The organism is Duganella caerulea, assembly GCF_040362985.1.
Taxonomy (GTDB): domain Bacteria; phylum Pseudomonadota; class Gammaproteobacteria; order Burkholderiales; family Burkholderiaceae_D; genus Rugamonas; species Rugamonas vulcania.
Genome location: NZ_BPWJ01000002.1, coordinates 645,747 through 666,649 on the forward strand (window position 1 = coordinate 645,747; position 20,903 = coordinate 666,649).

Below are 20,903 nucleotides of genomic sequence, written 5' to 3' on the forward strand. Positions count from 1 at the left end.
AAACAGTAATCGGTTTGCGCACGCCGCGCCGCCAGCCAGGCATCAGGCCAGCAGGTTTTCCAGCGTACGGCGATAGATATTCTTCAGCGGATCGACAAAACGCAGCTCGATATGCTCGTCGATCTTGTGGATACTTGCGTTGGGAGGCCCGAATTCTATCACCTGAGGGCAGATCTGAGCGATAAAGCGTCCGTCCGAGGTGCCGCCGGTGGTCGACAGTTCGGTGTCGACGCCGGTTTCCGATTTGATCGCGGCCGACAGCGCGTCGCTCAATACGCCGCGCGGCGTCAGGAACGGCAGGCCGCTCAGCGCCCATTTCAGGTCGTAGTGCAGATTGTGCTTGTCCAGGATGGCGTGCACGCGGCGCTTGAGTTCCTCGTGGGTGCTGGCGGTGGAGAAGCGGAAGTTGAAGTCGATGACCATCTCGCCGGGGATGACGTTGTTGGCACCGGTGCCGGCGTTAATGTTGGACATCTGCCAGGAGGTCGGCAGATAGTACTCGTTGCCCTCGTCCCAGCGTTCGGCCACCAGCTCGGCCAGCGCGGGCGCGGCCAGGTGGATCGGGTTGCGCGCCAGCTGCGGGTAGGCGATGTGGCCCTGCACGCCCTTGATCGTCAGCTTGCCCGACAGCGAGCCGCGGCGGCCGTTCTTGATCATGTCGCCCAGCGTCTCGTCGGAGGTCGGCTCGCCGACGATGCAGTAGTCCAGCGTCTCGCCGCGCTCCTTGAGGAGATTGCAGACCACCACCGTGCCGTCGATGGCCGGGCCTTCCTCGTCGCTGGTGATCAGGAAGGCGATCGAGCCTTTGTGGTCGGCGTGGGCGGCGACGAACTCCTCGCAGGCCACCACGAAGGCGGCGATCGAGGTCTTCATGTCGGCCGCGCCGCGGCCATACAGCTTGCCGTCGCGGTGGGTCGGGTTGAAGGGCTCCGAGCGCCATTGCTCGGCCGGGCCGGTGGGCACCACGTCGGTATGGCCGGCGAACACCAGCACCGGCGAGGTGGTGCCGCGGCGCGCCCACAGGTTGGTCACGCCGTTCGATTCGATCACTTCGCAGGCGAAGCCCAGCGGCGACAGCAGGTCGATCAGGTGCTGCTGGCAGCCCTTGTCGTCGGGGGTGACAGAGGAGAGGGCGATCAGCTTTTCGGTCAGCGCCAGGGTCTTGGATGGAGTCATGTTCAGAGGTCGAAAATTTGTTTGTACTGGGCGTCGGAGAAGGAGACGGCGAAGGTGCCGTCCTTGTCCAGCACCGGGCGCTTGATTACGGAGGGGAATTCGAGCATCAGCGCGATGGCGCTGTCGTCGTCGACGATGGCGGCCTTGCGCTCGTCCGGCAGGCCGCGCCAGGTCGTGCCCTTTTTATTGACCAGCACATCGCGCGGCAGGTGCTGGAGCCAGCCGGCGACGATCTCGCGGCTCAGGCCCTGTTTTTTAAAATCGTGGAAGACGAAGTCCTGCTGCTGGCCGGCCAGCCAGACGCGGGCCTTTTTGACGGTATCGCAGTTCGGGATGCCGTAGAGGGTAATTTTCATAGGTTGAAGAAGAAGTGCTGTGCGCGGAGGAGCAATAGAATACCACGGGCGGGACCGTCAGGCGGATGGCCGGCTCGATGGCGTGACCGTTGTTGAAAAGTCACGTTTTCAATGAAGTTAAAATTTTCATCACATTCCTGTCATTTAATACAATCTTAAGTGTTACATTGGAAACGTTGTGGATTGTATTACTGGCCTGCATGGCCAGCTGGCCCAGGGGCTAGATTCCTCCTGGAATTAATTGACGACTCTTTCAACTTTAAAACCTATGAAACTATCCGCTATCGCTTCCAAGGCTGCGATCAGTGCAGCTTTCCTGTGCATTAGCACTTCGTCCCACGCATCGTTTACAGAGGGTTTCAACACGCCCGGCGTGTTGCCCGCCGGCTGGGTGACCACGAACCTGAGCACGCGTAGTGCCATCGGCAATCCGTGGTGGGTCGCGGCTGGCATCGAGGACGAGTTCGGTGATATCGTGGTCGGGCCGCACGCCGGCAACGGCATGGCGCTGGTCAACTACACCTCGGTCAGCATTGGCAGCGGCACCATCAACAACTGGCTGATCTCGCCGGTGATCACCGGCCTGCGCAACGGCGACACGTTCAGCTTCTACACCACCACCGTGCCGGACTCGGAATACCCGGACCGGCTGGAATTCCGCATGAGCACGGGCAGCGGCACCGACGTCGGCAGCACCACCACCAGCGTGGGCAGCTTCACCACCTCGCTGATATCGGTCAACCCCGGGTTGGAGGTCGGTGGCTATCCGGAAGACTGGACCAAGTACACGGTGACCCTGAGCGGCCTGAGCGGCCCGATCGATGGACGCGTGGCGTTCCGTTACTTTGTGTACAATGGCGGCCGCCTCGGCGATAACTCCAACATCATCGGCCTGGACGACTTCAGCTATGTTTCGTCGGTGCCGGAGCCGGGCAGCGTCACGATGCTGCTGGCGGGCGTGGGCGTGCTGGCCGGCCTGCAGCGCCGCCGCCAGACGGCGCAGCGCGCCGCCTGACGGCAAACGCCTGGGCGCCTGGGGTGAAGCAGGTCGCCTCAGCCTCAGGCGCCTCAGGTGTTGAGCGTGAACTCGGTGAACGAGGCCTCGTCCGGCGGCGACTTGGGTTCCGGCTCGGCCTGGGCGTTCTTGCTGCCCGGGCCATTATTCAAGAGCCACAGCAGGTTGGTGGCCGAATCGGCGTTGGCCAGCGCCTCGTCCTGGCTGATCAAACCATCCTGCACCAGCTTGAGCAAGGCCAGCTCGAACGACTGCGAACCGGGCGACATGCTCTTCTCCATCGCCTCCTTGATCTGGCCGATTTCGCCTTTTTCGATCAGGTCCGAGATGTAGCGGGTGTTGACCATCACCTCCACCGCCGCCGTGCGCGTGCCGCCGTTGATCGAGCGGACCAGCCGCTGCGAGACGATGGCCTTCACCGTCGACGACAAGTCCTGCAGCAGCGCGGCGCGGTTCTCGATCGGGTAGAAACTGATAATACGATTTAGCGCGTTATAGCTGTTGTTGGCGTGCAGTGTCGCCAGCACCAGGTGGCCCGACTGCGCGTACGCCAGCGCGGCGGCCATGGTTTCCTTGTCGCGGATCTCGCCGATCAGGATGCAGTCTGGCGCCTGGCGCATGGAGTTGCGCAGCGCGGTGTAGAAGTCCTTGGCGTCGCTGCCGATCTCGCGCTGGTTGACGATGGATTTCTTATTCTTGAACAGGTACTCGATCGGGTCTTCCAGCGTCAGGATATGGCCGGAGCGCAGTTCGTTGCGGTGGTCCAGCATCGAGGCGATGGTGGTGGACTTGCCGGAGCCGGTCGAGCCGACCAGCAGCAGCAGGCCGCGTTTTTCCATGATCAGGTCCGCCAGCACCGGCGGCAATTGAAGGTCGGCCAGCACCGGTATGGTGGCGGGCACGAAGCGGAATACGGCGGAGATGGTGCCGCGCTGCCTGAACGCGGACAGGCGGAAGCGGCCCATGTTCGGCACCGATACGCCCATGTTCAGTTCATTGGTGGCCGCCAGTTCCTCCATCTGCGCGGGGGAGGCGATCTCCGACAGCAGCGAATGGATGTTGTCCGGCTCTAGCTTCTGCTGATTGATGGGGATGAGATTGCCGTTGATCTTGATGTGCACCGGCGAATTCACCGCAAAGAACATGTCCGACGCGTTCTTTTCCTTCATCAGCTGGAACAGGCGTTCCATGGCCATGGCTCTCTCCTCAGTATCAAAAAAACGGGGACTGCGAAGAGTCCCCGGTTCTTGTTGCCTGCTTAGATACCGCGCAGCAGTTCGTTGATGCCGGTCTTGGCGCGGGTTTTTGCATCCACGCGCTTGACGATGACCGCGCAGTACAGCGAGTACTTGCCGTCGTCCGAAGGCAGGTTGCCCGAGACGACCACCGAACCGGCAGGCACGCGGCCGTAGGTCACCTCGCCGGTGGCGCGGTCGTAGATCTTGGTCGACTGGCCGATGTACACGCCCATCGAGATCACCGAGTTCTCTTCGACGATCACGCCTTCGACGATTTCCGAGCGGGCGCCGATGAAGCAGTTGTCTTCGATGATGGTCGGATTGGCCTGCATCGGTTCCAGCACGCCGCCGATACCGACGCCGCCGGACAGGTGGACGTTCTTGCCGATCTGCGCGCACGAACCGACGGTGGCCCAGGTGTCGACCATCGCGCCTTCATCGACGTAGGCGCCGATGTTGACATAGGAAGGCATCAGCACCACGTTCTTGGCGATGAAGGAGCCACGGCGCGCCACGGCCGGCGGCACCACGCGGAAGCCGCCCTTGGCGAAATCCTCGGCGGTGTAGTTGGCGAACTTGGTCGGTACCTTGTCGTAGAACTGCATGGTGCCGTCGGACGGCATCTGCACGTTGTTCTCCAGGCGGAAGGACAGCAGCACGGCTTTCTTGACCCACTGGTTCACCACCCAGTCGCCGGTGGTTTTTTCGGCCACGCGGATGGTGCCGGCGTCCAGGCCCGCGATCACGTGCGAAACCGCGTCACGCAGTTCGGCGGTGCCGTTGGCTGGATTGATGTTGGCGCGGTCTTCCCATGCCTGGTCGATGATTTGCTGGAGTTGTTGGCTCATGATGTGCGATCTTATTTGTTAAGGGACTTGCAAAATTGGACGATGCGCCGCGCCGCTTCCAGGCCTTCCTCCGTCTCGGCGACCAGCGCCATGCGGATGCGGTTGCGGCCCGGATTGGCGCCGTGCGCGTCGCGCGCCAGGTAGCTGCCCGGCAGTACCGTGACATTATATTCGGCGTACAGGCGCTGGGCGAATTCGGTGTCCGACAGGCCGGTCTGGCTGACGTCCGCCCACAGGTAGAAGCCGGCGTCCGGCAGTTCGACCTGCAGCACTTCCTGCAGCAGCGGGGTGATGGCGGCGAATTTGGCGCGGTATTTTTCGCGGTTCTGTTCGACGTGGGTCTCGTCGTTCCAGGCCGCGATCGAAGCAGCTTGCACGGAAGGGCTCATGGCTCCGCCGTGATAGGTGCGGTACAACAGGAATTTTTTAAGCACGTCGGCATCGCCGGCCACGAAGCCCGAGCGCATGCCCGGCACGTTGGAGCGCTTCGACAGGCTGCTGAAGACCACCAGGCGCGCGTAGGGCTTCTCGACGGTGGACAGGCCCAGCGTGTGGGCCGCTTCCAGCGCGCCCAGTGGCGCCTTGTCGCCGTGGTAGATCTCGGAGTAGCACTCGTCGGCGGCGATGATGAAGTTGTAGCGCTCGGACAGGGCGAACAGGTTCTCCCAGTCGGTCAGCGTCAGCACGGCGCCGGTCGGATTGCCGGGGGAGCACAGGAACAGCAGCGACACGCGCTCCCACACCGAGGCGGGGATGCTGTCGTAGTCGCAGCCGAAGTTGCGGGCCGGGTCGGAGTTGACGAAGTACGGCTCGGCGCCGGCCAGGTAGGCCGCGCCTTCATAGATCTGGTAGAACGGATTCGGGCTGATGACCAGCGACTTGGCCGAAGGGTCGATCACGGTCTGCGCCAGCGAGAACAGCGCCTCGCGCGAGCCGTTCACCGGCAGCACCTGGGTGGCCGGATTGAGCTTGGGGATGCCGTAGCGGCGTTCCAGCCAGCCGGCGATGGCGCCGCGCAGCGCGTCCGAACCGACGGTGGTCGGGTAGGTGGCCAGGCCGTCCACATTGTCGATCAGCGCCTGCTGGATGAAGCGCGGCGTCGGGTGTTTGGGTTCGCCCATGCCCAGGCTGATGGCCTTGTGCTGGGGACTGGCGGTCACCTGCGCGAACAGCTGGCGCAGTTTTTCGAACGGATAGGGTTGCAGCTTGTCGAGATGTGGATTCACTTGGCGGACCGGGTGCGGAACGTTGAAAAAAGAACAGCGTAGACAGCCATTATAGCGCCTCCGCGCGGGCCTCGTCGTATGGCGCCTGGCATGGCGTTTAGTGGGCTTGCTACCAATGCCAAATAATAAACATGTGAGATACTGCGGGCCTTCATTCACATAGAGACATCGCATGAAACAGGATGAGACGACGTTGGACGCGGAGGTCAGCCGGCGCGTGATGGTGCTGCGGCTGGCGACTGGCCTGGTGCAGGGCGCGCTGCTGTATTGGCTGTACCAGGCCGACCAGGGCGCGTGGTGGCCGGCCGGGATGCCGTATGTGATGACGCCACTGGTGATGGCCGGCCTGCTGCTGCCGGCGATGCTGATATCGGCCATGGGCCATATGGCGCCGAAGAAGGTGGCGCTGTGGATGCTGGCCGCCGCCGTCCTGGTGCTGGTGATGGCGCTGCATGCGGTCAGCCGGGATGCCGGCTTGTGGCCCGGCGCCGGCCAGCTTGGACGGGGCGTGTTCACGCCGCGCTCCGGCCCAGTGGTGGTCTTCGGCGGGGTGTTCATGTACATCGCCCATGTGCTGGTGATGGCGGGGGCGTCGGACAAGCGCCTCGTCGCCAGCTACGACACCTACTTCGAACTGGCCTGGAAGCTGACGGTGCAGCTGATGTTCTCGGTGTTCTTTGTCGGGGCACTGTGGCTGGTGCTGTTGATGGGCAGCGGCCTGTTCTCGATGGTGAAGCTGAACTTCTTGAAGCACATGATGGAGCAGTCGTGGTTCGTGGTGCCGGTGGTCTGCTTTGCCTGGTCGTGCGCGATGCACGTCACGGACGTGCGGCCGGCCATCGTGCGCGGCATCCGCAGCCTGTTGCTGGTGCTGCTGTCGTGGATATTGCCGGTGGCGGCGCTGCTCGTGAGCGGCTTCCTGTGCGCGCTGCCGTTCACGGGACTGGACGTGCTGTGGGCCACCCGCCACGCGACCTCGCTGCTGCTGGCGGCGGACGCGGTGCTGATCGTTCTGATCAACGCGGCCTTCCAGAACGGCCACGCCAAGGCGGCCCTGGTGGTGCGCGTAAGCGCGCGCGTGGCCGCGCTGCTGATACTGCCGCTGACGGCCATCGCCATCTATGCACTGGGATTGCGGGTGTACGACTATGGCTGGACCGTGGACCGCGTCACCGCCGCCGCCTGCCTGGTGCTCGCCGGCTGTTATGCGTTGGGCTATGCGTGGGCGGCGCATCGCTACGAGACCTGGCTGAGCTCCATCGCCCACGTCAACGTGGCGGCGGCCTTTGTTCTGCTGGCGGTGCTGCTGGCGTTGTTCACACCGATCGCCGATCCGGCGCGCCTGTCGGTGAACAACCAGGTGGCGCGGCTGGAGAAGGGGCGCACCCAGGCCGCGAAATTCGATTTCCATTACCTGCGCTTCGAGGGGCAGCGTTATGGCCAGGTTGCCCTGGCGCGCCTGTCGCAACAGGCCTCCGGTCCGGATGCCGCGTTGATCCGCGAGCTGGCCGCCAAGGCGCTGAAGGACACGGCGCGCTGGCACGACGGGCCGCGTAACGTGCCGGTGTCGGTGGCCGACAGCGTCAAGGTGTGGCCGGCGACCGCAAAGCTGCCGGCCAGCTTTGTGGCTCAGAAGTGGAGCCCTGAAGTGGGGCTGACGATTCCGTCATGCCTGACCAGCCCTGGCTCCGACTGCGATGCCATGATCATGGATATCGACGGAGACGGCAGGCAGGAAATCCTGCTGTTTAACGTCGACAGCTATTCGGCCCCTGTGCTCTTCAAGGAGCGCGCCGATGGCAAGTGGGTAGTCGCCGGCCATCTCGATACGAGCGCCAGTGGATGTACTCCATTGATCGAGAAGCTGAAGGCGGGGGACTATGCGTTGGTCACGCCCCGCATGAAAGCGCTGCAGGTGGGCGGCCAGATTTTACAGTTCCAATCGGAGTTCAATTCCGATGATTGCAAACTTTTTAATACGCCCCGGTAGAACGGGGGATTTTATTTATTTGAGTTGATTATAAAACGTTATCTTGTACCTCTCAGCATGGCTTTTTTTACTGTTAATTCCCAAGCTGAGTTGCTTAAAAGCGTCGCTGTTGAACAGAAAGCGCAGATAGCCGACGCCATCAAGGTTGGAACGATGTTGTCGACGCGGCGACCCAGGCCAATGGCGGCCGGCCGCTGAATGGCGAGCAGGTCGGCAGGCTGGTGCTGATATTAAAAGCCTGTGGCCAGCAGGGAGGGGTTGCGGATGCGCCCTTCGTCAATAAGTTGGCAGCAAATGGCGATGGCGTTCTGGGCGGCTTCCTCTGGTGTTTCAAATACTGTCACCACGGTGCTGGAATCTATGCTGCTTAATTGCCGCGAAATCTCCCATCGCCCTTGCCATTTATTCTGTTCGTTTTTCGTGCAGAACGAGCGGATTTCAAACAATTTATAACAAACGTGGTAGTTGATCATGGAGTCCATCGATAGTGCCGCTATGTAACTTTCTGTATCGCATTGTATCCAGCCCACCACAGTCCGTCATTACAAATAGGTAATATTGATTTCCTGTAAAGAATGGTCATCCAAACTTGCGCGGTTCAGATTGGCCGGGCTGTAAAGGACAGGTTTGCATATCCTCGTCCAACCTGCGCGCCAGTTCGCCGCGCAGCGCATGCAGGCCTTCGATGCGTTGGTCGATGTCTGCCAGCTTGCGCGCCAGCGCCTCGCGGAGTTGGGGCGCGGACGATGCCGGTTCGGCCAGCAGCGGCAGGTCGGCCTCGATCTCGCCCAGCGTGAAGCCCAGCGTCTGTGCCAACTTGATGTAACGCAGCCAGTTCACCGCCTCCGGCGGATAATCGCGGTAGCCGTTGGCGCTGCGGCGGGCGCGCAGAAGGCCGCGCTTTTCGTAAAAGCGCAAAGTATCGCGGCTCAGTCCCGTGGCACTGGCGATTTCTCCGATTTGCATGCCCAGATTCCAAATAGTGATTGACCCTGGAGTGTACTCCAGGCTTTAGCATGGCGTCATTCTAACCACGGAGTCGTCATGCTTTCACCATCCACCTTCCGCAAAATTGTCCTCGGCAGCGCCATCTACGACCTGGTTGTGACGGCGCCTTTCGCCACGCCATGGAGCTTCGCCTTCGCCCGCGTGCAATTGGACGGCATCAACCAGCACCTTGGGGGCGCCGCGCTGCCGGCGTTTGAACCGTTTCACATCCTGTTCGCCTGCCTGCTGGGAAGCGTGGTGCTGGTATGGTCGCTGCTGCGCATCAGCGACCCGCAGCAGCGCTTCGGCCGTTTCGACGGCGCGGCGCGGCTGCTGTTTTCGACGTGGATGATCTGGACGCTGGCCGCCACGGGCGCGCCGCTGCTTTGGCTGTTCATTGTTCCGGAGTTGGCTTTCGGCGTGGCCCAGTGGCTGCCGGTGCGCCGGAATGAAAGCGCCTAGCGCTTGAGGAATGCCGTCTCCAGTTCATCGGTGCTGCGCACATGGCCGATGAAGGGGAAGATATTCTGTACGGCGAATTGATGCATCTCCGCTTTCAGGCTTGACATCGCGTCATGCGCAAACACCAGCGCGTAGCCCTGGTCGAAGGCTGCGCGGGCAGTGGATTCGACGCCGAAGTTGGTGGCGATACCGCCCATTATGAGTGTGCGGATGCCGCGGCGGCGCAACTGCTGGTCCAGTTCCGTGCCATGAAACGCTCCCCACTGGCGCTTGGCGATCACAATGTCGCCCGTCTCGTACCCAGCCTGCCCGACCAGTTCCGACGCCTGCGGCGGCGGTGGCGGGGCGGACGGATCGCGGGCCAGCGAGATATCCGCCGGCAGGCGCAGTAGCTCGTTAACCAGTACGCGGACATACACCACGGTCCCGCCACTGCGGCGCACGGCGTTGGCCAGGCGGGCACCGTTGGCCACCACCTGCTGCGCCGTATGCGGCGCCAGCTCCCGTGCCACGTTGCTGTGCTGTAGATCGATCAATACCAGGGCCGTGCTGGAAGGTTCGAGATTCATTGTTGGCTCCTTAAATGTGAGGGTATCCTCAGATAATTATAAGCCGGATTCGGTTACAATGTGAGGATGTCCTCAGATATCGAAAAAAACGCCCGGCGCAAGCCGCAGCAACTGCGCGGCGAACAGCGCATGGCGGCCATGCTGGATGCCGCGGCGGCCGTGTTTGCGCAATCCGGCTACGACGCCGCGACCATGACCGCGATCGCCGAGCGATCCGGGTCGTCTATCGGCGCCTTGTACCAGTATTTTCCCAACAAGCTGGCCTTGGCGAAGGCGCTGCGTGAGTATTACGGCGAGGAGATGGCGCGTCGCTGGACGACGCTGATTGCCGATGCCTCGCAACTGAGCATCGCCGCGCTGGTGGACCGGATCTTCGATCTGATGATCGGTTTTTTCAACGAGCACCCGGCTTACTTCACGCTGCTCAATGCGACGCTTGGGTATCAGCGCGATGCGGGCGCGCGCCAGCGGCTGCGGTCCAGGATAGGCGCGGCGCTGAGGGAGAAGCAGCCGGAATTGGAAGAGGGCGAGGCGCTGCGGCTGGCCACGGTGTCGCTACAAATCGTCAAGGGACTCAATCCCTTGTACGCGGGGGCAGCCGCCGCCGAGCGGGTGGAACTGGTGGCGGAGTTCAAGCTGGTGCTGCTCAGCTACTTGAAAGCGCGCCTGCGCAAATAGTCAGGCAACCTTCAACAGCGCCTGCGGCTTGCTCCACACCTGCTGCGCCACGCGCATCATGTTGCGGCCCATGACCAACTCGGTCTCGCTGTCGGTCATGCCGGCCTTGCGCAGCGCGGCGGCCAGCTGGCGCCAGATTTCGGGTGGCGTGAAGGTCGGCGGATGCCCGGCGCTGTAGCCGGCGGAGGCGGGCCACCAGTGACTTGGGTTGAAATCGCCGGGCGGCGTGTCGTCCAGGCCGGGCTGCTGGAAGCAGATATCGAGGCCGATGCCGGCGTGCGTTACGCCCACCAGGTCGGCCACGTAGGCGGCGTGGCGCGCGACGTCGTCGACGTCCGGATGCTCTTTACCCAGGAACCACGACAGGCCGGACACGCACACCACGCCACCGGTGGCGGCGCAGGCGCGGATCTGTTCATCGGTGACGTTGCGGCCGTGCTGCACCAGCGTGTATGGATTGGCGTGGCTGAAGATCACCGGCTGCGACGACGCGGACATGATATCGAGGCTGCACAGGCGGCCCGTGTGCGAACAGTCCATCAGGATGCCGGCATCGTTGACTGCGCCCACCATGCTGTAGCCGAGCGATGTCAGGCCGCGCGGCTGGTCGTGGCAGCCGTCGGCCACGCTGTTGTTGCGGTTGTAGGCGAAGTGCATCTGGCGCACGCCCAGCTGGGCGTACAGCGCCACCATCTCCGGCTGGTCGAGCAGCGGCATGGAACCTTCCAGGTCGAAGCCGATGGCGGTGCGGCCGTCGGCGGCGGCCTGGATGATGTCGTCCACGCTGGAGGCGAGCACGTAGCGGTCCGGGTCCGAGGCGATGGTGGCGCGGTAGCCGGCGATCACGGACATCACTTGCGAGACCGGGTTCATGTCGCCGCCGACGTTGAGCGAGACATAATTGACGCCGGCGGCGTGCAGCCGTTGAACCGGCGTGAAGTCGGCCTGCGGGTGTTGCGGCAGGCAAGCGTGGGCGTCCCAGTTGATCATAATTTTTTTCTTAAAAAGATTAGCTATTTTTGCATGATAATGGCGCATATGGCTAATCACGGGATGAAATTCTTATGCGCGGATATGTTTTGCTGATGTCGTTGCTGATCGCGCCTGGCGCCTGGGCCGCCGACGCGAAGAAGGACGCCTATCTCGACGCGGCGGTCGCGCCGCCGGATGCGAAGGCGATGGAGGCGCGAGTCGATCCCGCGATGCGCAAGGCGATCGCCGAGGCCCTGGCGGCTGAGGTTCCGGCGCAGTCCCTGCCGCGCACGGCGCCGGCGTTCAGCACCGCCAACAGCGACATCATGACCGCCGCCTTCAATGAGGCGAAGGTGCCGGACTGCCTGCATTCGGAAGGACTGAAGCGGCAGCCGACATTTTTCCTGAGCGGCTACCTCGCGCTGCCGTTCATCCCGATCGCCAAGCTGCGGGGCAAATGCATCTAGCATGTATACTGTCCGCTAAATTCACATTATTAAGGCCGACATGTCTTTTTCTTCGCTGGGCCTTGCTCCCTCACTGATTAACGCCGTTACCGAAATCGGTTACCAGGAGCCGACCGCCATCCAGAGCGCCGCCATTCCCGCCATCCTGCGCGGGGAGGACGTGCTGGGCGCGGCGCAGACCGGGTCCGGCAAGACCGCCGCCTTCGCGCTGCCGCTGCTGCAGTCGCTGCTGGACAACCGCAACGGCCCGCGCCAGCTGCATGGCCTGATCCTGGTGCCGACGCGCGAGCTGGCCGCGCAGGTGGGCGAGTCGATCCGCAAGCTGGTGGCGCATTTGCCGATGCAGGTCAAGGTATCCATCGTGTTCGGCGGCGTGTCGATCAATCCGCAGATGATGGCGCTGCGCGGCGGCGCCGACATCGTCATCGCCACGCCCGGCCGGCTGCTGGACCTGATCGACCACAATGCGCTGAAGATCTCGCGCACGGCGATGCTGGTGCTGGACGAGGCGGACCGCCTGCTGGACCTGGGCTTCAGCGAAGAATTGAACCGCATCCTGGAGCTGTTGCCGAAGCAGCGCCAGAACCTGTTTTTCTCGGCGACCTTCCCGCCGGCGGTGCAGGCGCTGGCGGACGGCATGCTGCATCAGCCCACGCGCATCGAGGTGCTGTCCGAGCCGGCCAGCAAACCCGATATCGTCCAGCGCGCGATCATGGTCGACGTGCCGCGCCGGACCATGCTGCTCAAGCACCTGATCCTGGAGCACAAGTGGAGCAGGGTGCTGGTGTTCGTCGCGACCAAGTACGCGGCCGAACACGTGGCCGATAAGCTGAACCGCAACGGCATCCGTGCCGGCGCCTTCCACGGTGAATTCAGCCAGGGGGCGCGCACCGAAGTGCTGGGCGACTTCAAGGCCAGCCGCCTGCAGGTGCTGGTGGCGACCGACGTGGCGGCGCGCGGCATCGACATCGCCCGCCTGCCGGCCGTGGTCAATTACGATCTGCCTCGCTCGGCGGTGGATTACACGCACCGCATCGGCCGCACCGGCCGCGCCGGCGAGAGCGGCGTGGCGGTCAGCTTCGTCAGCGCGGAGACGGAACAGCATTTCCGGCTGATCGAAAAGCGCCAGGATATCCTGCTGCCGCGCGAGCAGATCGCCGGCTTCGAGCCTGTCGAGACGCTGCCGCCGGCTCCCGCCAATTCCGTGACGGACACCGTCAACGGCGGCATCAAGGGCAAGCGCAAGAGCAAGAAGGATAAGCTGCGCGAAGCCGCTGCGGCCGCCGGAGAATAAAGCTCCCGCGCCGTCAGTCCGGCGCGGCGGAGCGGTACAACTTGCGATACTCCGACGGCGACGTGCGCAACGTCGCCCGGAAGTGCTGGCGCAGCGACAGCGCCGATCCGAAGCCCGCCTGTTGCGCCACCATCTCGACCGACACTTCGCTGCTCTCCAGCAGATGCCGGGCATGCGCCAGTCGCTGGTTGAGCAGCCATTGCTTGACCGAGGTGCCGGTGGCTTGGCGGAAGTGGCGGGTGAAGTTACGGCGGCTCATCAGCGCGCGTTCGGCCAGCACGTCGATGCTATGATCCTGCGTCAGGTCTTCGCCCACCCATGCCAGCACCTGCGCAAAGCGGTCGTCGCTGCCGCTGACGGGCAGCGGACGTTCGATGAACTGCGCCTGCCCGCCTTGCCGGTGCGGCGCCACCACAAGCTGCCGCGCCACGCGGTTGGCGATCTCCGCGCCACACAACTGCCGCAGCAGGTGCAGGCAGCAATCCAGGCCCGCCGCCACGCCGGCCGACGTCACCACTTCCCCTTCATCGACATACAGGACCTCGCGGTCGACCTTGACCTTGGGATAGCGCTCGGACATCGTGTCGGCGAGCGCCCAGTGCGTGGTGGCGGTGCGGCCGTCCAGTAGCCCCGCTTCGGCCAGCGGGAAGGAGCCCACGCACAGGCCCACCACCTGCGCGCCGCGCTGGTGGGCGCGGCGCAGGGCTTGCAGCAGGGTGGCTGGCGCCGGGCGGCAGTCCGAGTGCCAGGACGGCAGGATGACGATGTCGGCGCGGGACAGCGTTGCCAGGCCGTGGGTGGCGGTGATATCGAAACCGGCGGTGGTGCTCAGCGGCGTGCCGGGATCCTCGGCGCATACCTTGACGTCGAAGGTGGCGCTGTCGCAATCGGCACGCTGGGCTCCGAACACCTGGCAGGGCACCGACAGGTGAAAAGGGTTGATGCCGTCGAAGGCGATGACGGCGATGCGGAATTTGCGGCTGGGCGAGGTGGGCGTAGACATGGCCTGATTATATCGAATGGTGGCCTTCGGGCCACTTTTGGATAATGGGGCGGTGACGGAAAATGTCAATCACCGGGCGCTGAAGCCCTTATCCTACAGGAGAAAACCATGACCGCAACCCCACGCCGTGCCCTGATCGTCATCGATGTGCAGAACGAATACTTCACCGGCAAGATGAAGATCGAATATCCGCCGGTCGAGACCTCGCTGCCGAATATCGGCCGCGCCATGGACGCCGCGCGCGAGGCCGGCATCCCCGTGGTGGTGGTGCAGCACGACGCACCGGAAACCTCGCCGATCTTCGCCCTGGGCTCGGATAGCTGGAAACTTCATCCCGCGGTGGCGCAGCGCGCGCACGACCATTTCATCAACAAGAAGATGGCCAGCGTGTTCACCGGGACGGACCTGGCCGAGTGGCTGAAGGCGAACGCCATCGATACGCTGACCATCGCCGGCTACATGACGCACAACTGCAACGCCTCCACCATCTATGAGGCGGCACATCGCGGCTTGCAGGTCGAAGTGCTGGAAGACGCCACCGGCGCACTGCCGTATGAGAACGCGGCCGGCAAGGCCAGCGCGGAGGAGATCCACCGCGTGTTCAACACGGTGTTCCACTCGAACTTCGGCGCGGTGGTGAGCACCGAGGCGTGGCAGACCGCCGTGCGCGATGGCGGCAAGCTGGAACGCGACAATGTCTACCTGTCGAACCAGCGCACCCGCTAACCGCCGGTGCGCTTGGGCTGGTGGCCCTGTTTTTTCAGGGCCTCCATCACCAGGTCGCAGTGGTCGCCCTGGATTTCGATGACGCCGTCCTTGACGGTGCCGCCGGAACCGCAGGCGCTGCGCAGCTGCTTGCCCAGCAGGGCCAGGGCGATGGCGTCCAGCGGAAGGCCTTTGACCAGCGTGACGGTCTTGCCGCCGCGTCCCTTCGATTCGCGCGATACGCGCACGACGCCGTCGCCGGTGGGTTTGGCTTTGGCTGCGGCCTTGCAGCTGCAATCGGCGACTGGCTTGCCGCAGTCGGGGCACATGCGGCCGGTTTCGGTGGAGTAGACGAGACGGGTGTTCATATTGGTTTTTCGGTGATCAGGTTGATGCGGCGCTGGATGCGCTGGGCTTCGGCGGTGTCGCCTGCCTGCGTGGCGCGCATGGCCTGCACGCCCAGCCATGCCAGCAACGGCCGGCGCCAGCCCTGGGCGGAGGCGGTGTCCACGGCGCCGCTGAGGATTTGCGGCGTGGCTTTGCCGGCGCGCAGCAGCACGCCGCTGGCCACCAGTTTGGACAGCGGATCGGTGATGGCTTGCGCGGCGCTGGCGGCTGCCGTATCGCTGGACGCGGAGGCCACCGGCTGGTGCTGTGCGGGCAGCAGCGTCGCGTCGGCGGCGGTGGCGCGGCCGGACAGGTAGGCGGCGTAGGCACGGTCGGCCGGGCTTGCGTCCTGCGACAGTTTGTCGTAGCCGGCGCAGTCCTCGAACACCAGCGAGGCGACGTGCGCGGCGCAGCGTATCAATTCGGCGCGTATCATCAGATCGACCTTGCCGGTGCTGGCCAGCGCCTCGCGGGCGCGCTGGTACTCGGCCGCTTCCACGCGGGCGTTGCCGGACATGTAGGCGGCGGTTGAGCGTTCGATGGAGCTCTGCGCGTTCATCTGCCAGTCCGGCACCGGTGGGTTGTTGCCGCAGGCGGCCAGCAGCGCGGTGGCGAACAACGTCGCGATCAATGGGGCGTTGGTCTTCATGGCAGTTTGATCTCCGTGTCGCGCTTGAACGGCCATTTGCGGTTGATCTCATTGACCAGCTGTTCGACCCGGCGCAAGCTGCTTTCCACCTCGCCGCGCAGCGTGCCCAGATCGGCCGTGGCTTCCTTGGCGTTGGCGCCGACGGCTTGCGCCTCGACCAGCACCGCGTCCATTTTCTTCAGGCTGTTGCGGGCGTCGGCCAGCAGGCCATTGAGCTGAACGATGGTCGCCTGCGCGTCCGTCATCACGCCCTGTTTGCCGAAGACCTGCGAATCGGCGTGGCCGATCAGGCTATCGGCCTTGGTGGCCAGCGCGTTCACGGTGATCAGCAGTTTGTTGGCGCGTTCCGCCAGCTGCTGGGCGTTCTTGTCGTCGCCGGCGATCAATCCCATGGCGCCGCCGGGGCCATTCAGCTTGCCGGTCACGCCCTGCACGTTGGCCAGGCTCGCGGCCAGCGCGGAGTTTTCCGCGGTCAGCGCGTTCAGGTTTTCCAGCAGATCCTTGGCGGCGGCCAGCAGGCGCGGGATCTCGGCGGCGGCGTCGCCGACCAGCAGCGTGCGCGTGGCGCCTTCCTCCAGCGGTGGATCGGTCGGAATGCCGCTGAAGGCGCGCAGCTTTGCGCCGCCCACCAGGCCGCGCTCCAGCGTGAAGATGCTGGTGCTGCGCAGCCAATGCGCATCGCTGCGCGGCACGTCGACGATGACGCGTGCGTTGCCGTCCTTGCCCAGTTCTATGCGCCGCACGCGGCCTATCGGGAAGCCGGCGAAGGTGATGTCCATGCCGACGGTAACGCCCTCCGAGTTATCCGTCTGTAGTACAAGCGTCTGCGTCGCTTCGAAGGCGCCGCGCGCATACAGCAGGTAGAGCGCCGATCCGGCCACCAGCACCACCATCAGCACCAACAGCAGCAGCGCCTTGAATTCCGCATTGCGCACCGGCGCCGCTTCGTTTGTTTGTTCGGTCATTATCTGTTCCGCTTAGTAGTAGTTGCCCATCAACGAGGCGATTTCGATCAGCAGTATCACCGCAAACAGCCGCACCATGTCGTACAGGCCGTGCGTGACCTTGACGCGGTAGCTGGCGCCGAAGTAGTAGGAGGAGGCCATCGGTATCAGCCCGACGGCAAAGCTGAAGAAGACGATCTTCAGCACCAGGATCAGCGCCACCGCCGGGTTGAACACCTGGCCGACCACGCGCGTGTAGCCCGGCAGCGCCCACGGCGTGAAGCCGTACAGCGACAGGTAGGCGAGGATCAGTGTCATCACGCAGCTGACGGCGGCCAGCATCCAGACGGCGAACACGCCCGCCGCGACGCGCGGGAAGAATTCCTGGTGCAGTTCGGCGTCGCTGGTGTTGGCGGCGTTGCTGCGGCTTTGCGAGAACTCCAGCGCCTCTGGCAGGGTGGTGCGCAGAGCGACGAAGGCGGCGGCGGTCAGCGGGATCAATTCCAGCACCAGCACACGCACCACCATCTCCAGCGCGAAACGCGACAGGCCGTAGCTTTGCGAGGTGACGACCACGATGCGGATCAGCACCAGGCTGACCAGCGCCGACAACACGCCATACCAGGCCAGGTTGGGCGCGGTGTCGCGCACGATGCGGCGTGCCAGCAGATTGAGGTTGGCGCCGCGATAGCTGGCGGGGGTGAACGCCAGCGACAGCATCCGTGCGGCGAACTGCAGCAGCCGCCACCAGCTGTTCAGCCAGGCGATGGTTGCTTGCACGGGGCGCCGCAGCGCGGACGGAATTGCTGCTTCTATGTTCATCTTGACAGTTTAGCACCGCGAGCGTGTCGGCATGCGTCCGACATCGCTGTGCCTACTCCTCCGCGAAGGTGGCGATGATGGCGTCGGCGGCGGCGCGCACGCGGGCGCTGCGACTCAGGTCGCTGTGCATCACCAGCCAGATGTCGTAGTGGTCGACGCGCTCGGGCCAGACGCGGGTCAGCCGGGGATCGCCGTCGGCCATGTGGCAGGGCAGCTCGGCCACGCCCATGCCGCGCCGCGCCGCGTCGAGCATGACCATGCCGCTATTGACCTCGAGCGCCACGCGCGCGTTGGCGATCGATTCAAGACACAGCTTTTCCATGTGGCGCGGCGCCACCGTGCCCTGGTAGACGATGATGTCGTGGTCCTGCATGCCATTGCCCTGCACCGGCATGCCGCGTTCGGCCAGGTAGGCCGGCGTGGCGTACAGCCCCATGCTGCGCCGGGTCAGGTGGCGCGAGATCAGGTCGGGACTGGTGGGCTTGAGCGAGCGCACGGCCAGGTCGGCCTCGCGCCGGGTCAGGTTGCTGATCTCGGTGCTGGTGCTCAGCACCACGCGTATCTCGGGATGCATGACGTGCAGGCGCTGCATGGCGCCGAGCACCGAGTGGCTGGCGATGGTGTCCGAGGTGGCCACGCGCACGATGCCGGACAGGCGGTTGTCGATGCCCTGCATCTCGCGCTGGAACTGCAGGGCCGCGTGCTCCATCAACTCGGCGGCGGTGACGGCCAGCTCGCCGGCGGGCGTGGCCAGGTAGCCGGACGGCGTGCGCAGGAACAGCCGCGCGCCCAGCGATTTCTCCAGCGCGTTGAGGCGCCGGCCGACGGTGGCCTGGTCGATATCGAGGGCGGCGGCCGCGGCGCGCAGCGTGCCTTTGCGGTAGATGGCGAGGAAGATCCTGGCGTTGTCCCAATCCATGCGGGTTATCCGGTGGCGATGCATTTTTGCATCAGAGTGCCGATATTATGCGTATTTACTGCATCATGCAAGGAGGCTAACATCGGCGGCATCCCACGGAAGGAAAGCATCATGACTACCTCTAGCACCACGGCCATCCAGCCGCGCCAGATCCCTGCCTTGCTGGTGTTGATGACACTGGCCATCGGCTTTGTGATGGCGATGATCGACGTCACCGCCGTCAATACCGCCTTGTCCGACATTTCGACGAACCTGGGCGTGCCGCTCACCGGCCTGGTTTGGGTGGTGGACGGCTACACGCTGACCTTTGCCGCGTTGCTGATGGCCGGCGGCGCGCTGGCCGACCGCTACGGCCCGAAGAACGTCTACCAGGGCGGCTTGAGTGTGTTCATACTCGGTTCGGTGCTGTGCGCCGTGGCCCCCAGCGGCAACGCGCTGATCGCCGCGCGCCTGCTGCAGGGCGCGGGCGCCGCGCTGTTCATGCCCAGCTCATTGAGCCTGCTGACCCACGCCTACGACGACCAGGCCACCCGCGCGCGCATGCTGGGCACGTGGTCGGCGATCGTCGGCTGCTCGTCGGCGGCCGGCCCGCTGGTGGGCGGCCTGCTGGTCCACGAATTCGGCTGGCGCAGCGTGTTCTGGGTGAACGTGCCTATCGGCCTGCTCGGCATCGTGCTGACGCAGGTGGTGGCGCCGGCCACGCCACGCTCGCAGCGCGCGCTGTCGATGTTGAGCCATGCGCTGGGCGTGGTCGCGCTGGCGGCGCTGAGTTTTGTGCTGATCGAAGGCCCCTCGCTGGGCTGGGGCTCGGCGCCGGTGCTGGGCGCCTTGGCGGCGACGGTGGCGGCCGCGTTCCTGCTGGTGCGGCGCGAACGCACCGGCGCGCATCCCTTGCTGCCGCGCGCCTTGTTCGATACGCCGGCCTTCGCGGCGGCCAACGGCGTCGGCTTCCTGATCAATTTCGCGGTGTTCGGGCAGTTGTTCCTGCTTAGCCTTTACATCCAGCAGTCCGGCGCGGATGCGCTGCACACCGGCCTGAAACTGATACCGATGATGGCCGCTTTCGCGATCGGCAACCTGACCTCGGGCCGCATCGCCGCGCGGGTCGGAACGCGGCCGCCGATGATGTCTGGCCTGATGGTGGGGCTGGGTGTGGCGGTGCTGATGCTGGTCGGCCTGACGCCGCAAACGCCATACTGGCTGCTGGTGCTGGGCGCGGTGACGATGAATGTCGCCATCGGCATCGCGATTCCGGGCATGACGGCGACAGTGATGCTGGTGGCCGGCAAGGCCCACGCCAACAGCGCCGCCGCCGCGCTGAACGCCAACCGTCAGATCGGCGCCCTGGTCGGCGTGGCGATGATGGGCACCGTGATGCATGCGATGCCCGATTGGACGTGGCGCCTGCCGCTGGCCTTTGGCCTGATCTCGGCGGCGTACGCGTGTGCGCTAGTGCTGGTGTGGCGCTACGTCAAATTGGGCAAGCCGGCTTAGACGCCGCGCGTGGTGCGCCATTCGATCATCTCGGCGATGGTCAGGATGGGCATCCCGTGCAGTTCGGCGAAGCGTTCGATGTCGGCGCCGCGCATCATGGTGCCGTCCGGGTTCATCAACTCGCACAGCACGGCGGCCGGATTGAGGCCTGCCATCGTTGCCAGGTCCACTGAGCCTTCGGTGTGGCCTTTGCGGGCCAGCACGCCGCCCGGCGTGGCGCGCAGCGGGAACACGTGGCCGGGGTGGACCAGGTCGCGCGGCTGCGCATCGGCCGCGATGGCGGTGCGGATGGTGGTGACGCGGTCCGCCGCCGAAACGCCGGTGGTGACGCCGTCGCGCGCTTCGATCGATACCGTGAACGGCGTGCCGTAACGGCTGCCGTTATCGGCGGCCATCATCGGCAGTTCCAGCGCGCGCACCTTGTCGGCGCTCAGGCAGAGGCAGACGATGCCGCTGCATTCGCGGATCATCATGGCCATCGACTGCACGGTGATTTTTTCGGCGGCGACGATCAGGTCCGCTTCGTTCTCGCGGTCGAAATCGTCGAGCAGGATCACCGGCACGCCGGCGCGCATGGCTTCCAGCGCCGCGCTGATGCGGCCTTCCAGATCGTCCGAGACAAGGGAGTAGGGGGATACCGCGGCTTGTTGGTCTAATTGGTCTAACATGTGGAACGCTCCTCGCAAATAGGCGAAAAACGCG

The 20,903-nt window shown here is 64.5% G+C and carries 24 protein-coding genes; 8 read left to right on the forward strand and 16 right to left on the reverse strand.

Annotated elements, in window-relative coordinates:
- Window positions 1–42: 42 nt before the first annotated feature.
- Together dapE and ACUJB0_RS07720 are read right to left on the reverse strand one after the other, a co-directional pair.
- The gene (gene dapE / locus ACUJB0_RS07715; protein WP_444844710.1) at window positions 43–1,176 is read right to left on the reverse strand and encodes a succinyl-diaminopimelate desuccinylase; all 1,134 of its coding nucleotides are present in this window, start codon (window positions 1,174–1,176) and stop codon (window positions 43–45) included.
- A 2-nt stretch (window positions 1,177–1,178) separates the two neighbouring features.
- Window positions 1,179–1,532 carry an arsenate reductase gene (locus tag ACUJB0_RS07720; protein WP_444844711.1) on the reverse strand — a complete coding sequence of 118 codons (354 nt, stop codon included), beginning with the start codon at window positions 1,530–1,532 and terminating at the stop codon, window positions 1,179–1,181.
- A 268-nt stretch (window positions 1,533–1,800) separates the two neighbouring features.
- On the opposite strand from ACUJB0_RS07720, the gene ACUJB0_RS07725 reads away from it, so the two are divergent.
- Window positions 1,801–2,547: a choice-of-anchor J domain-containing protein gene (locus ACUJB0_RS07725; protein ID WP_444844712.1), complete on the forward strand. Its 747-nt coding sequence runs from the start codon at window positions 1,801–1,803 to the stop codon at window positions 2,545–2,547.
- 53 nt (window positions 2,548–2,600) lie between these two features.
- Here the strand turns inward: ACUJB0_RS07725 and ACUJB0_RS07730 are convergent, their stop codons facing one another.
- The 3 genes from ACUJB0_RS07730 to dapC all read right to left on the reverse strand — a co-directional run bounded on the left by ACUJB0_RS07730 (window position 2,601) and on the right by dapC (window position 5,859).
- Window positions 2,601–3,743: a PilT/PilU family type 4a pilus ATPase gene (locus tag ACUJB0_RS07730; RefSeq protein WP_444844713.1), complete on the reverse strand. Its 1,143-nt coding sequence runs from the start codon at window positions 3,741–3,743 to the stop codon at window positions 2,601–2,603.
- Between the two features lie 62 nt (window positions 3,744–3,805).
- Window positions 3,806–4,633 (reverse strand): 2,3,4,5-tetrahydropyridine-2,6-dicarboxylate N-succinyltransferase, encoded by an 828-nt coding sequence (gene dapD, locus ACUJB0_RS07735; RefSeq protein WP_117013568.1) that lies wholly within the window; start codon window positions 4,631–4,633, stop codon window positions 3,806–3,808.
- A gap of 11 nt (window positions 4,634–4,644) precedes the next feature.
- Window positions 4,645–5,859, reverse strand: coding sequence for a succinyldiaminopimelate transaminase (dapC, locus tag ACUJB0_RS07740; RefSeq protein WP_444844714.1), 1,215 nt, complete (start codon window positions 5,857–5,859; stop codon window positions 4,645–4,647).
- 172 nt (window positions 5,860–6,031) lie between these two features.
- Here dapC and ACUJB0_RS07745 point away from each other — a divergent pair, with 172 nt between their 5' ends.
- Complete coding sequence (locus ACUJB0_RS07745; RefSeq protein WP_444844715.1) at window positions 6,032–7,849, forward strand: DUF4153 domain-containing protein; 1,818 nt, start codon at window positions 6,032–6,034, stop codon at window positions 7,847–7,849.
- A 230-nt stretch (window positions 7,850–8,079) separates the two neighbouring features.
- On the opposite strand, the gene ACUJB0_RS07750 is transcribed toward ACUJB0_RS07745, so the two are convergent.
- Together ACUJB0_RS07750 and ACUJB0_RS07755 are read right to left on the reverse strand one after the other, a co-directional pair.
- The gene (locus tag ACUJB0_RS07750) at window positions 8,080–8,322 is read right to left on the reverse strand and encodes a DUF6566 family protein (RefSeq protein ID WP_444844716.1); all 243 of its coding nucleotides are present in this window, start codon (window positions 8,320–8,322) and stop codon (window positions 8,080–8,082) included.
- A gap of 106 nt (window positions 8,323–8,428) precedes the next feature.
- Entirely contained in the window at window positions 8,429–8,815 is a 387-nt protein-coding gene (locus tag ACUJB0_RS07755; RefSeq protein ID WP_444844717.1) for a MerR family transcriptional regulator, read from the reverse strand.
- A gap of 78 nt (window positions 8,816–8,893) precedes the next feature.
- Here ACUJB0_RS07755 and ACUJB0_RS07760 point away from each other — a divergent pair, with 78 nt between their 5' ends.
- Complete coding sequence (locus ACUJB0_RS07760) at window positions 8,894–9,298, forward strand: hypothetical protein (protein ID WP_444844718.1); 405 nt, start codon at window positions 8,894–8,896, stop codon at window positions 9,296–9,298.
- Here the strand turns inward: ACUJB0_RS07760 and ACUJB0_RS07765 are convergent.
- Window positions 9,295–9,867, reverse strand: a complete 573-nt coding sequence (locus ACUJB0_RS07765; RefSeq protein ID WP_444844719.1) for an isochorismatase family protein — start codon at window positions 9,865–9,867, stop codon at window positions 9,295–9,297. The two genes, ACUJB0_RS07760 and ACUJB0_RS07765, sit on opposite strands and share 4 nt — an antisense overlap.
- Window positions 9,868–9,933: 66 nt before the next feature.
- Here ACUJB0_RS07765 and ACUJB0_RS07770 point away from each other — a divergent pair, with 66 nt between their 5' ends.
- Window positions 9,934–10,545, forward strand: coding sequence for a TetR/AcrR family transcriptional regulator (locus ACUJB0_RS07770; protein WP_444844720.1), 612 nt, complete (start codon window positions 9,934–9,936; stop codon window positions 10,543–10,545).
- Here the strand turns inward: ACUJB0_RS07770 and ACUJB0_RS07775 are convergent, their stop codons facing one another.
- Window positions 10,546–11,535 (reverse strand): dipeptidase, encoded by a 990-nt coding sequence (locus tag ACUJB0_RS07775; RefSeq protein WP_444844721.1) that lies wholly within the window; start codon window positions 11,533–11,535, stop codon window positions 10,546–10,548.
- A 74-nt stretch (window positions 11,536–11,609) separates the two neighbouring features.
- Here ACUJB0_RS07775 and ACUJB0_RS07780 point away from each other — a divergent pair, with 74 nt between their 5' ends.
- On the forward strand, window positions 11,610–11,984 hold the full coding sequence (locus ACUJB0_RS07780; RefSeq protein WP_444844722.1) for a hypothetical protein: 375 nt from the start codon (window positions 11,610–11,612) through the stop codon (window positions 11,982–11,984).
- A 40-nt stretch (window positions 11,985–12,024) separates the two neighbouring features.
- Complete coding sequence (locus ACUJB0_RS07785) at window positions 12,025–13,278, forward strand: DEAD/DEAH box helicase (RefSeq protein WP_444844723.1); 1,254 nt, start codon at window positions 12,025–12,027, stop codon at window positions 13,276–13,278.
- Between the two features lie 13 nt (window positions 13,279–13,291).
- Here ACUJB0_RS07785 and ACUJB0_RS07790 read toward each other — a convergent pair whose 3' ends face one another.
- Complete coding sequence (locus ACUJB0_RS07790) at window positions 13,292–14,281, reverse strand: GlxA family transcriptional regulator (RefSeq protein WP_444844724.1); 990 nt, start codon at window positions 14,279–14,281, stop codon at window positions 13,292–13,294.
- A gap of 108 nt (window positions 14,282–14,389) precedes the next feature.
- On the opposite strand from ACUJB0_RS07790, the gene ACUJB0_RS07795 reads away from it, so the two are divergent.
- A complete protein-coding gene (locus ACUJB0_RS07795) occupies window positions 14,390–15,007 on the forward strand; it encodes a cysteine hydrolase family protein (RefSeq protein ID WP_444844725.1) in 618 nt (205 codons plus the stop codon).
- Here the strand turns inward: ACUJB0_RS07795 and ACUJB0_RS07800 are convergent.
- The 5 genes from ACUJB0_RS07800 to ACUJB0_RS07820 are packed head-to-tail and all read right to left on the reverse strand — an operon-like array spanning window position 15,004 to window position 18,707.
- Window positions 15,004–15,354: a translation initiation factor Sui1 gene (locus ACUJB0_RS07800; RefSeq protein ID WP_444844726.1), complete on the reverse strand. Its 351-nt coding sequence runs from the start codon at window positions 15,352–15,354 to the stop codon at window positions 15,004–15,006. The two genes, ACUJB0_RS07795 and ACUJB0_RS07800, sit on opposite strands and share 4 nt — an antisense overlap.
- Entirely contained in the window at window positions 15,351–16,022 is a 672-nt protein-coding gene (locus ACUJB0_RS07805) for a hypothetical protein (RefSeq protein ID WP_444844727.1), read from the reverse strand. Before ACUJB0_RS07805 ends, ACUJB0_RS07800 begins: the two co-directional genes overlap by 4 nt.
- On the reverse strand, window positions 16,019–16,987 hold the full coding sequence (locus ACUJB0_RS07810; protein ID WP_444844728.1) for an MlaD family protein: 969 nt from the start codon (window positions 16,985–16,987) through the stop codon (window positions 16,019–16,021). The genes ACUJB0_RS07805 and ACUJB0_RS07810 overlap by 4 nt, the downstream gene beginning before the upstream one ends.
- Window positions 16,988–16,999: 12 nt before the next feature.
- Window positions 17,000–17,788 (reverse strand): MlaE family ABC transporter permease, encoded by a 789-nt coding sequence (locus ACUJB0_RS07815; RefSeq protein ID WP_444844729.1) that lies wholly within the window; start codon window positions 17,786–17,788, stop codon window positions 17,000–17,002.
- Between the two features lie 52 nt (window positions 17,789–17,840).
- Window positions 17,841–18,707 (reverse strand): LysR family transcriptional regulator, encoded by an 867-nt coding sequence (locus tag ACUJB0_RS07820; RefSeq protein ID WP_161082135.1) that lies wholly within the window; start codon window positions 18,705–18,707, stop codon window positions 17,841–17,843.
- A 111-nt stretch (window positions 18,708–18,818) separates the two neighbouring features.
- Here ACUJB0_RS07820 and ACUJB0_RS07825 point away from each other — a divergent pair, with 111 nt between their 5' ends.
- The gene (locus tag ACUJB0_RS07825) at window positions 18,819–20,201 is read left to right on the forward strand and encodes an MFS transporter (protein WP_444844730.1); all 1,383 of its coding nucleotides are present in this window, start codon (window positions 18,819–18,821) and stop codon (window positions 20,199–20,201) included.
- On the opposite strand, the gene ribB is transcribed toward ACUJB0_RS07825, so the two are convergent.
- Complete coding sequence (gene ribB / locus ACUJB0_RS07830) at window positions 20,198–20,869, reverse strand: 3,4-dihydroxy-2-butanone-4-phosphate synthase (protein WP_444844731.1); 672 nt, start codon at window positions 20,867–20,869, stop codon at window positions 20,198–20,200. The two genes, ACUJB0_RS07825 and ribB, sit on opposite strands and share 4 nt — an antisense overlap.
- Window positions 20,870–20,903 lie beyond the last annotated feature (34 nt).

Excerpts from the sequence above, each read along its gene's own strand:
- dapE (WP_444844710.1), bottom strand. The coding sequence starts at position 1,176 with ATGACTCCATCCAAGACCCTGGCGCTGACCGAAAAGCTGATCGCCCTC.
- ACUJB0_RS07720 (WP_444844711.1), bottom strand. The coding sequence starts at position 1,532 with ATGAAAATTACCCTCTACGGCATCCCGAACTGCGATACCGTCAAAAAG.
- ACUJB0_RS07725 (WP_444844712.1), top strand. The coding sequence starts at position 1,801 with ATGAAACTATCCGCTATCGCTTCCAAGGCTGCGATCAGTGCAGCTTTC.
- ACUJB0_RS07730 (WP_444844713.1), bottom strand. The coding sequence starts at position 3,743 with ATGGCCATGGAACGCCTGTTCCAGCTGATGAAGGAAAAGAACGCGTCG.
- dapD (WP_117013568.1), bottom strand. The coding sequence starts at position 4,633 with ATGAGCCAACAACTCCAGCAAATCATCGACCAGGCATGGGAAGACCGC.
- ACUJB0_RS07745 (WP_444844715.1), top strand. The coding sequence starts at position 6,032 with ATGAAACAGGATGAGACGACGTTGGACGCGGAGGTCAGCCGGCGCGTG.
- ACUJB0_RS07750 (WP_444844716.1), bottom strand. The coding sequence starts at position 8,322 with ATGATCAACTACCACGTTTGTTATAAATTGTTTGAAATCCGCTCGTTC.
- ACUJB0_RS07755 (WP_444844717.1), bottom strand. The coding sequence starts at position 8,815 with ATGCAAATCGGAGAAATCGCCAGTGCCACGGGACTGAGCCGCGATACT.
- ACUJB0_RS07760 (WP_444844718.1), top strand. The coding sequence starts at position 8,894 with ATGCTTTCACCATCCACCTTCCGCAAAATTGTCCTCGGCAGCGCCATC.
- ACUJB0_RS07765 (WP_444844719.1), bottom strand. The coding sequence starts at position 9,867 with ATGAATCTCGAACCTTCCAGCACGGCCCTGGTATTGATCGATCTACAG.
- ACUJB0_RS07770 (WP_444844720.1), top strand. The coding sequence starts at position 9,934 with ATGTCCTCAGATATCGAAAAAAACGCCCGGCGCAAGCCGCAGCAACTG.
- ACUJB0_RS07775 (WP_444844721.1), bottom strand. The coding sequence starts at position 11,535 with ATGATCAACTGGGACGCCCACGCTTGCCTGCCGCAACACCCGCAGGCC.
- ACUJB0_RS07780 (WP_444844722.1), top strand. The coding sequence starts at position 11,610 with ATGCGCGGATATGTTTTGCTGATGTCGTTGCTGATCGCGCCTGGCGCC.
- ACUJB0_RS07785 (WP_444844723.1), top strand. The coding sequence starts at position 12,025 with ATGTCTTTTTCTTCGCTGGGCCTTGCTCCCTCACTGATTAACGCCGTT.
- ACUJB0_RS07790 (WP_444844724.1), bottom strand. The coding sequence starts at position 14,281 with ATGTCTACGCCCACCTCGCCCAGCCGCAAATTCCGCATCGCCGTCATC.
- ACUJB0_RS07795 (WP_444844725.1), top strand. The coding sequence starts at position 14,390 with ATGACCGCAACCCCACGCCGTGCCCTGATCGTCATCGATGTGCAGAAC.
- ACUJB0_RS07800 (WP_444844726.1), bottom strand. The coding sequence starts at position 15,354 with ATGAACACCCGTCTCGTCTACTCCACCGAAACCGGCCGCATGTGCCCC.
- ACUJB0_RS07805 (WP_444844727.1), bottom strand. The coding sequence starts at position 16,022 with ATGAAGACCAACGCCCCATTGATCGCGACGTTGTTCGCCACCGCGCTG.
- ACUJB0_RS07810 (WP_444844728.1), bottom strand. The coding sequence starts at position 16,987 with ATGACCGAACAAACAAACGAAGCGGCGCCGGTGCGCAATGCGGAATTC.
- ACUJB0_RS07815 (WP_444844729.1), bottom strand. The coding sequence starts at position 17,788 with ATGAACATAGAAGCAGCAATTCCGTCCGCGCTGCGGCGCCCCGTGCAA.
- ACUJB0_RS07820 (WP_161082135.1), bottom strand. The coding sequence starts at position 18,707 with ATGGATTGGGACAACGCCAGGATCTTCCTCGCCATCTACCGCAAAGGC.
- ACUJB0_RS07825 (WP_444844730.1), top strand. The coding sequence starts at position 18,819 with ATGACTACCTCTAGCACCACGGCCATCCAGCCGCGCCAGATCCCTGCC.
- ribB (WP_444844731.1), bottom strand. The coding sequence starts at position 20,869 with ATGTTAGACCAATTAGACCAACAAGCCGCGGTATCCCCCTACTCCCTT.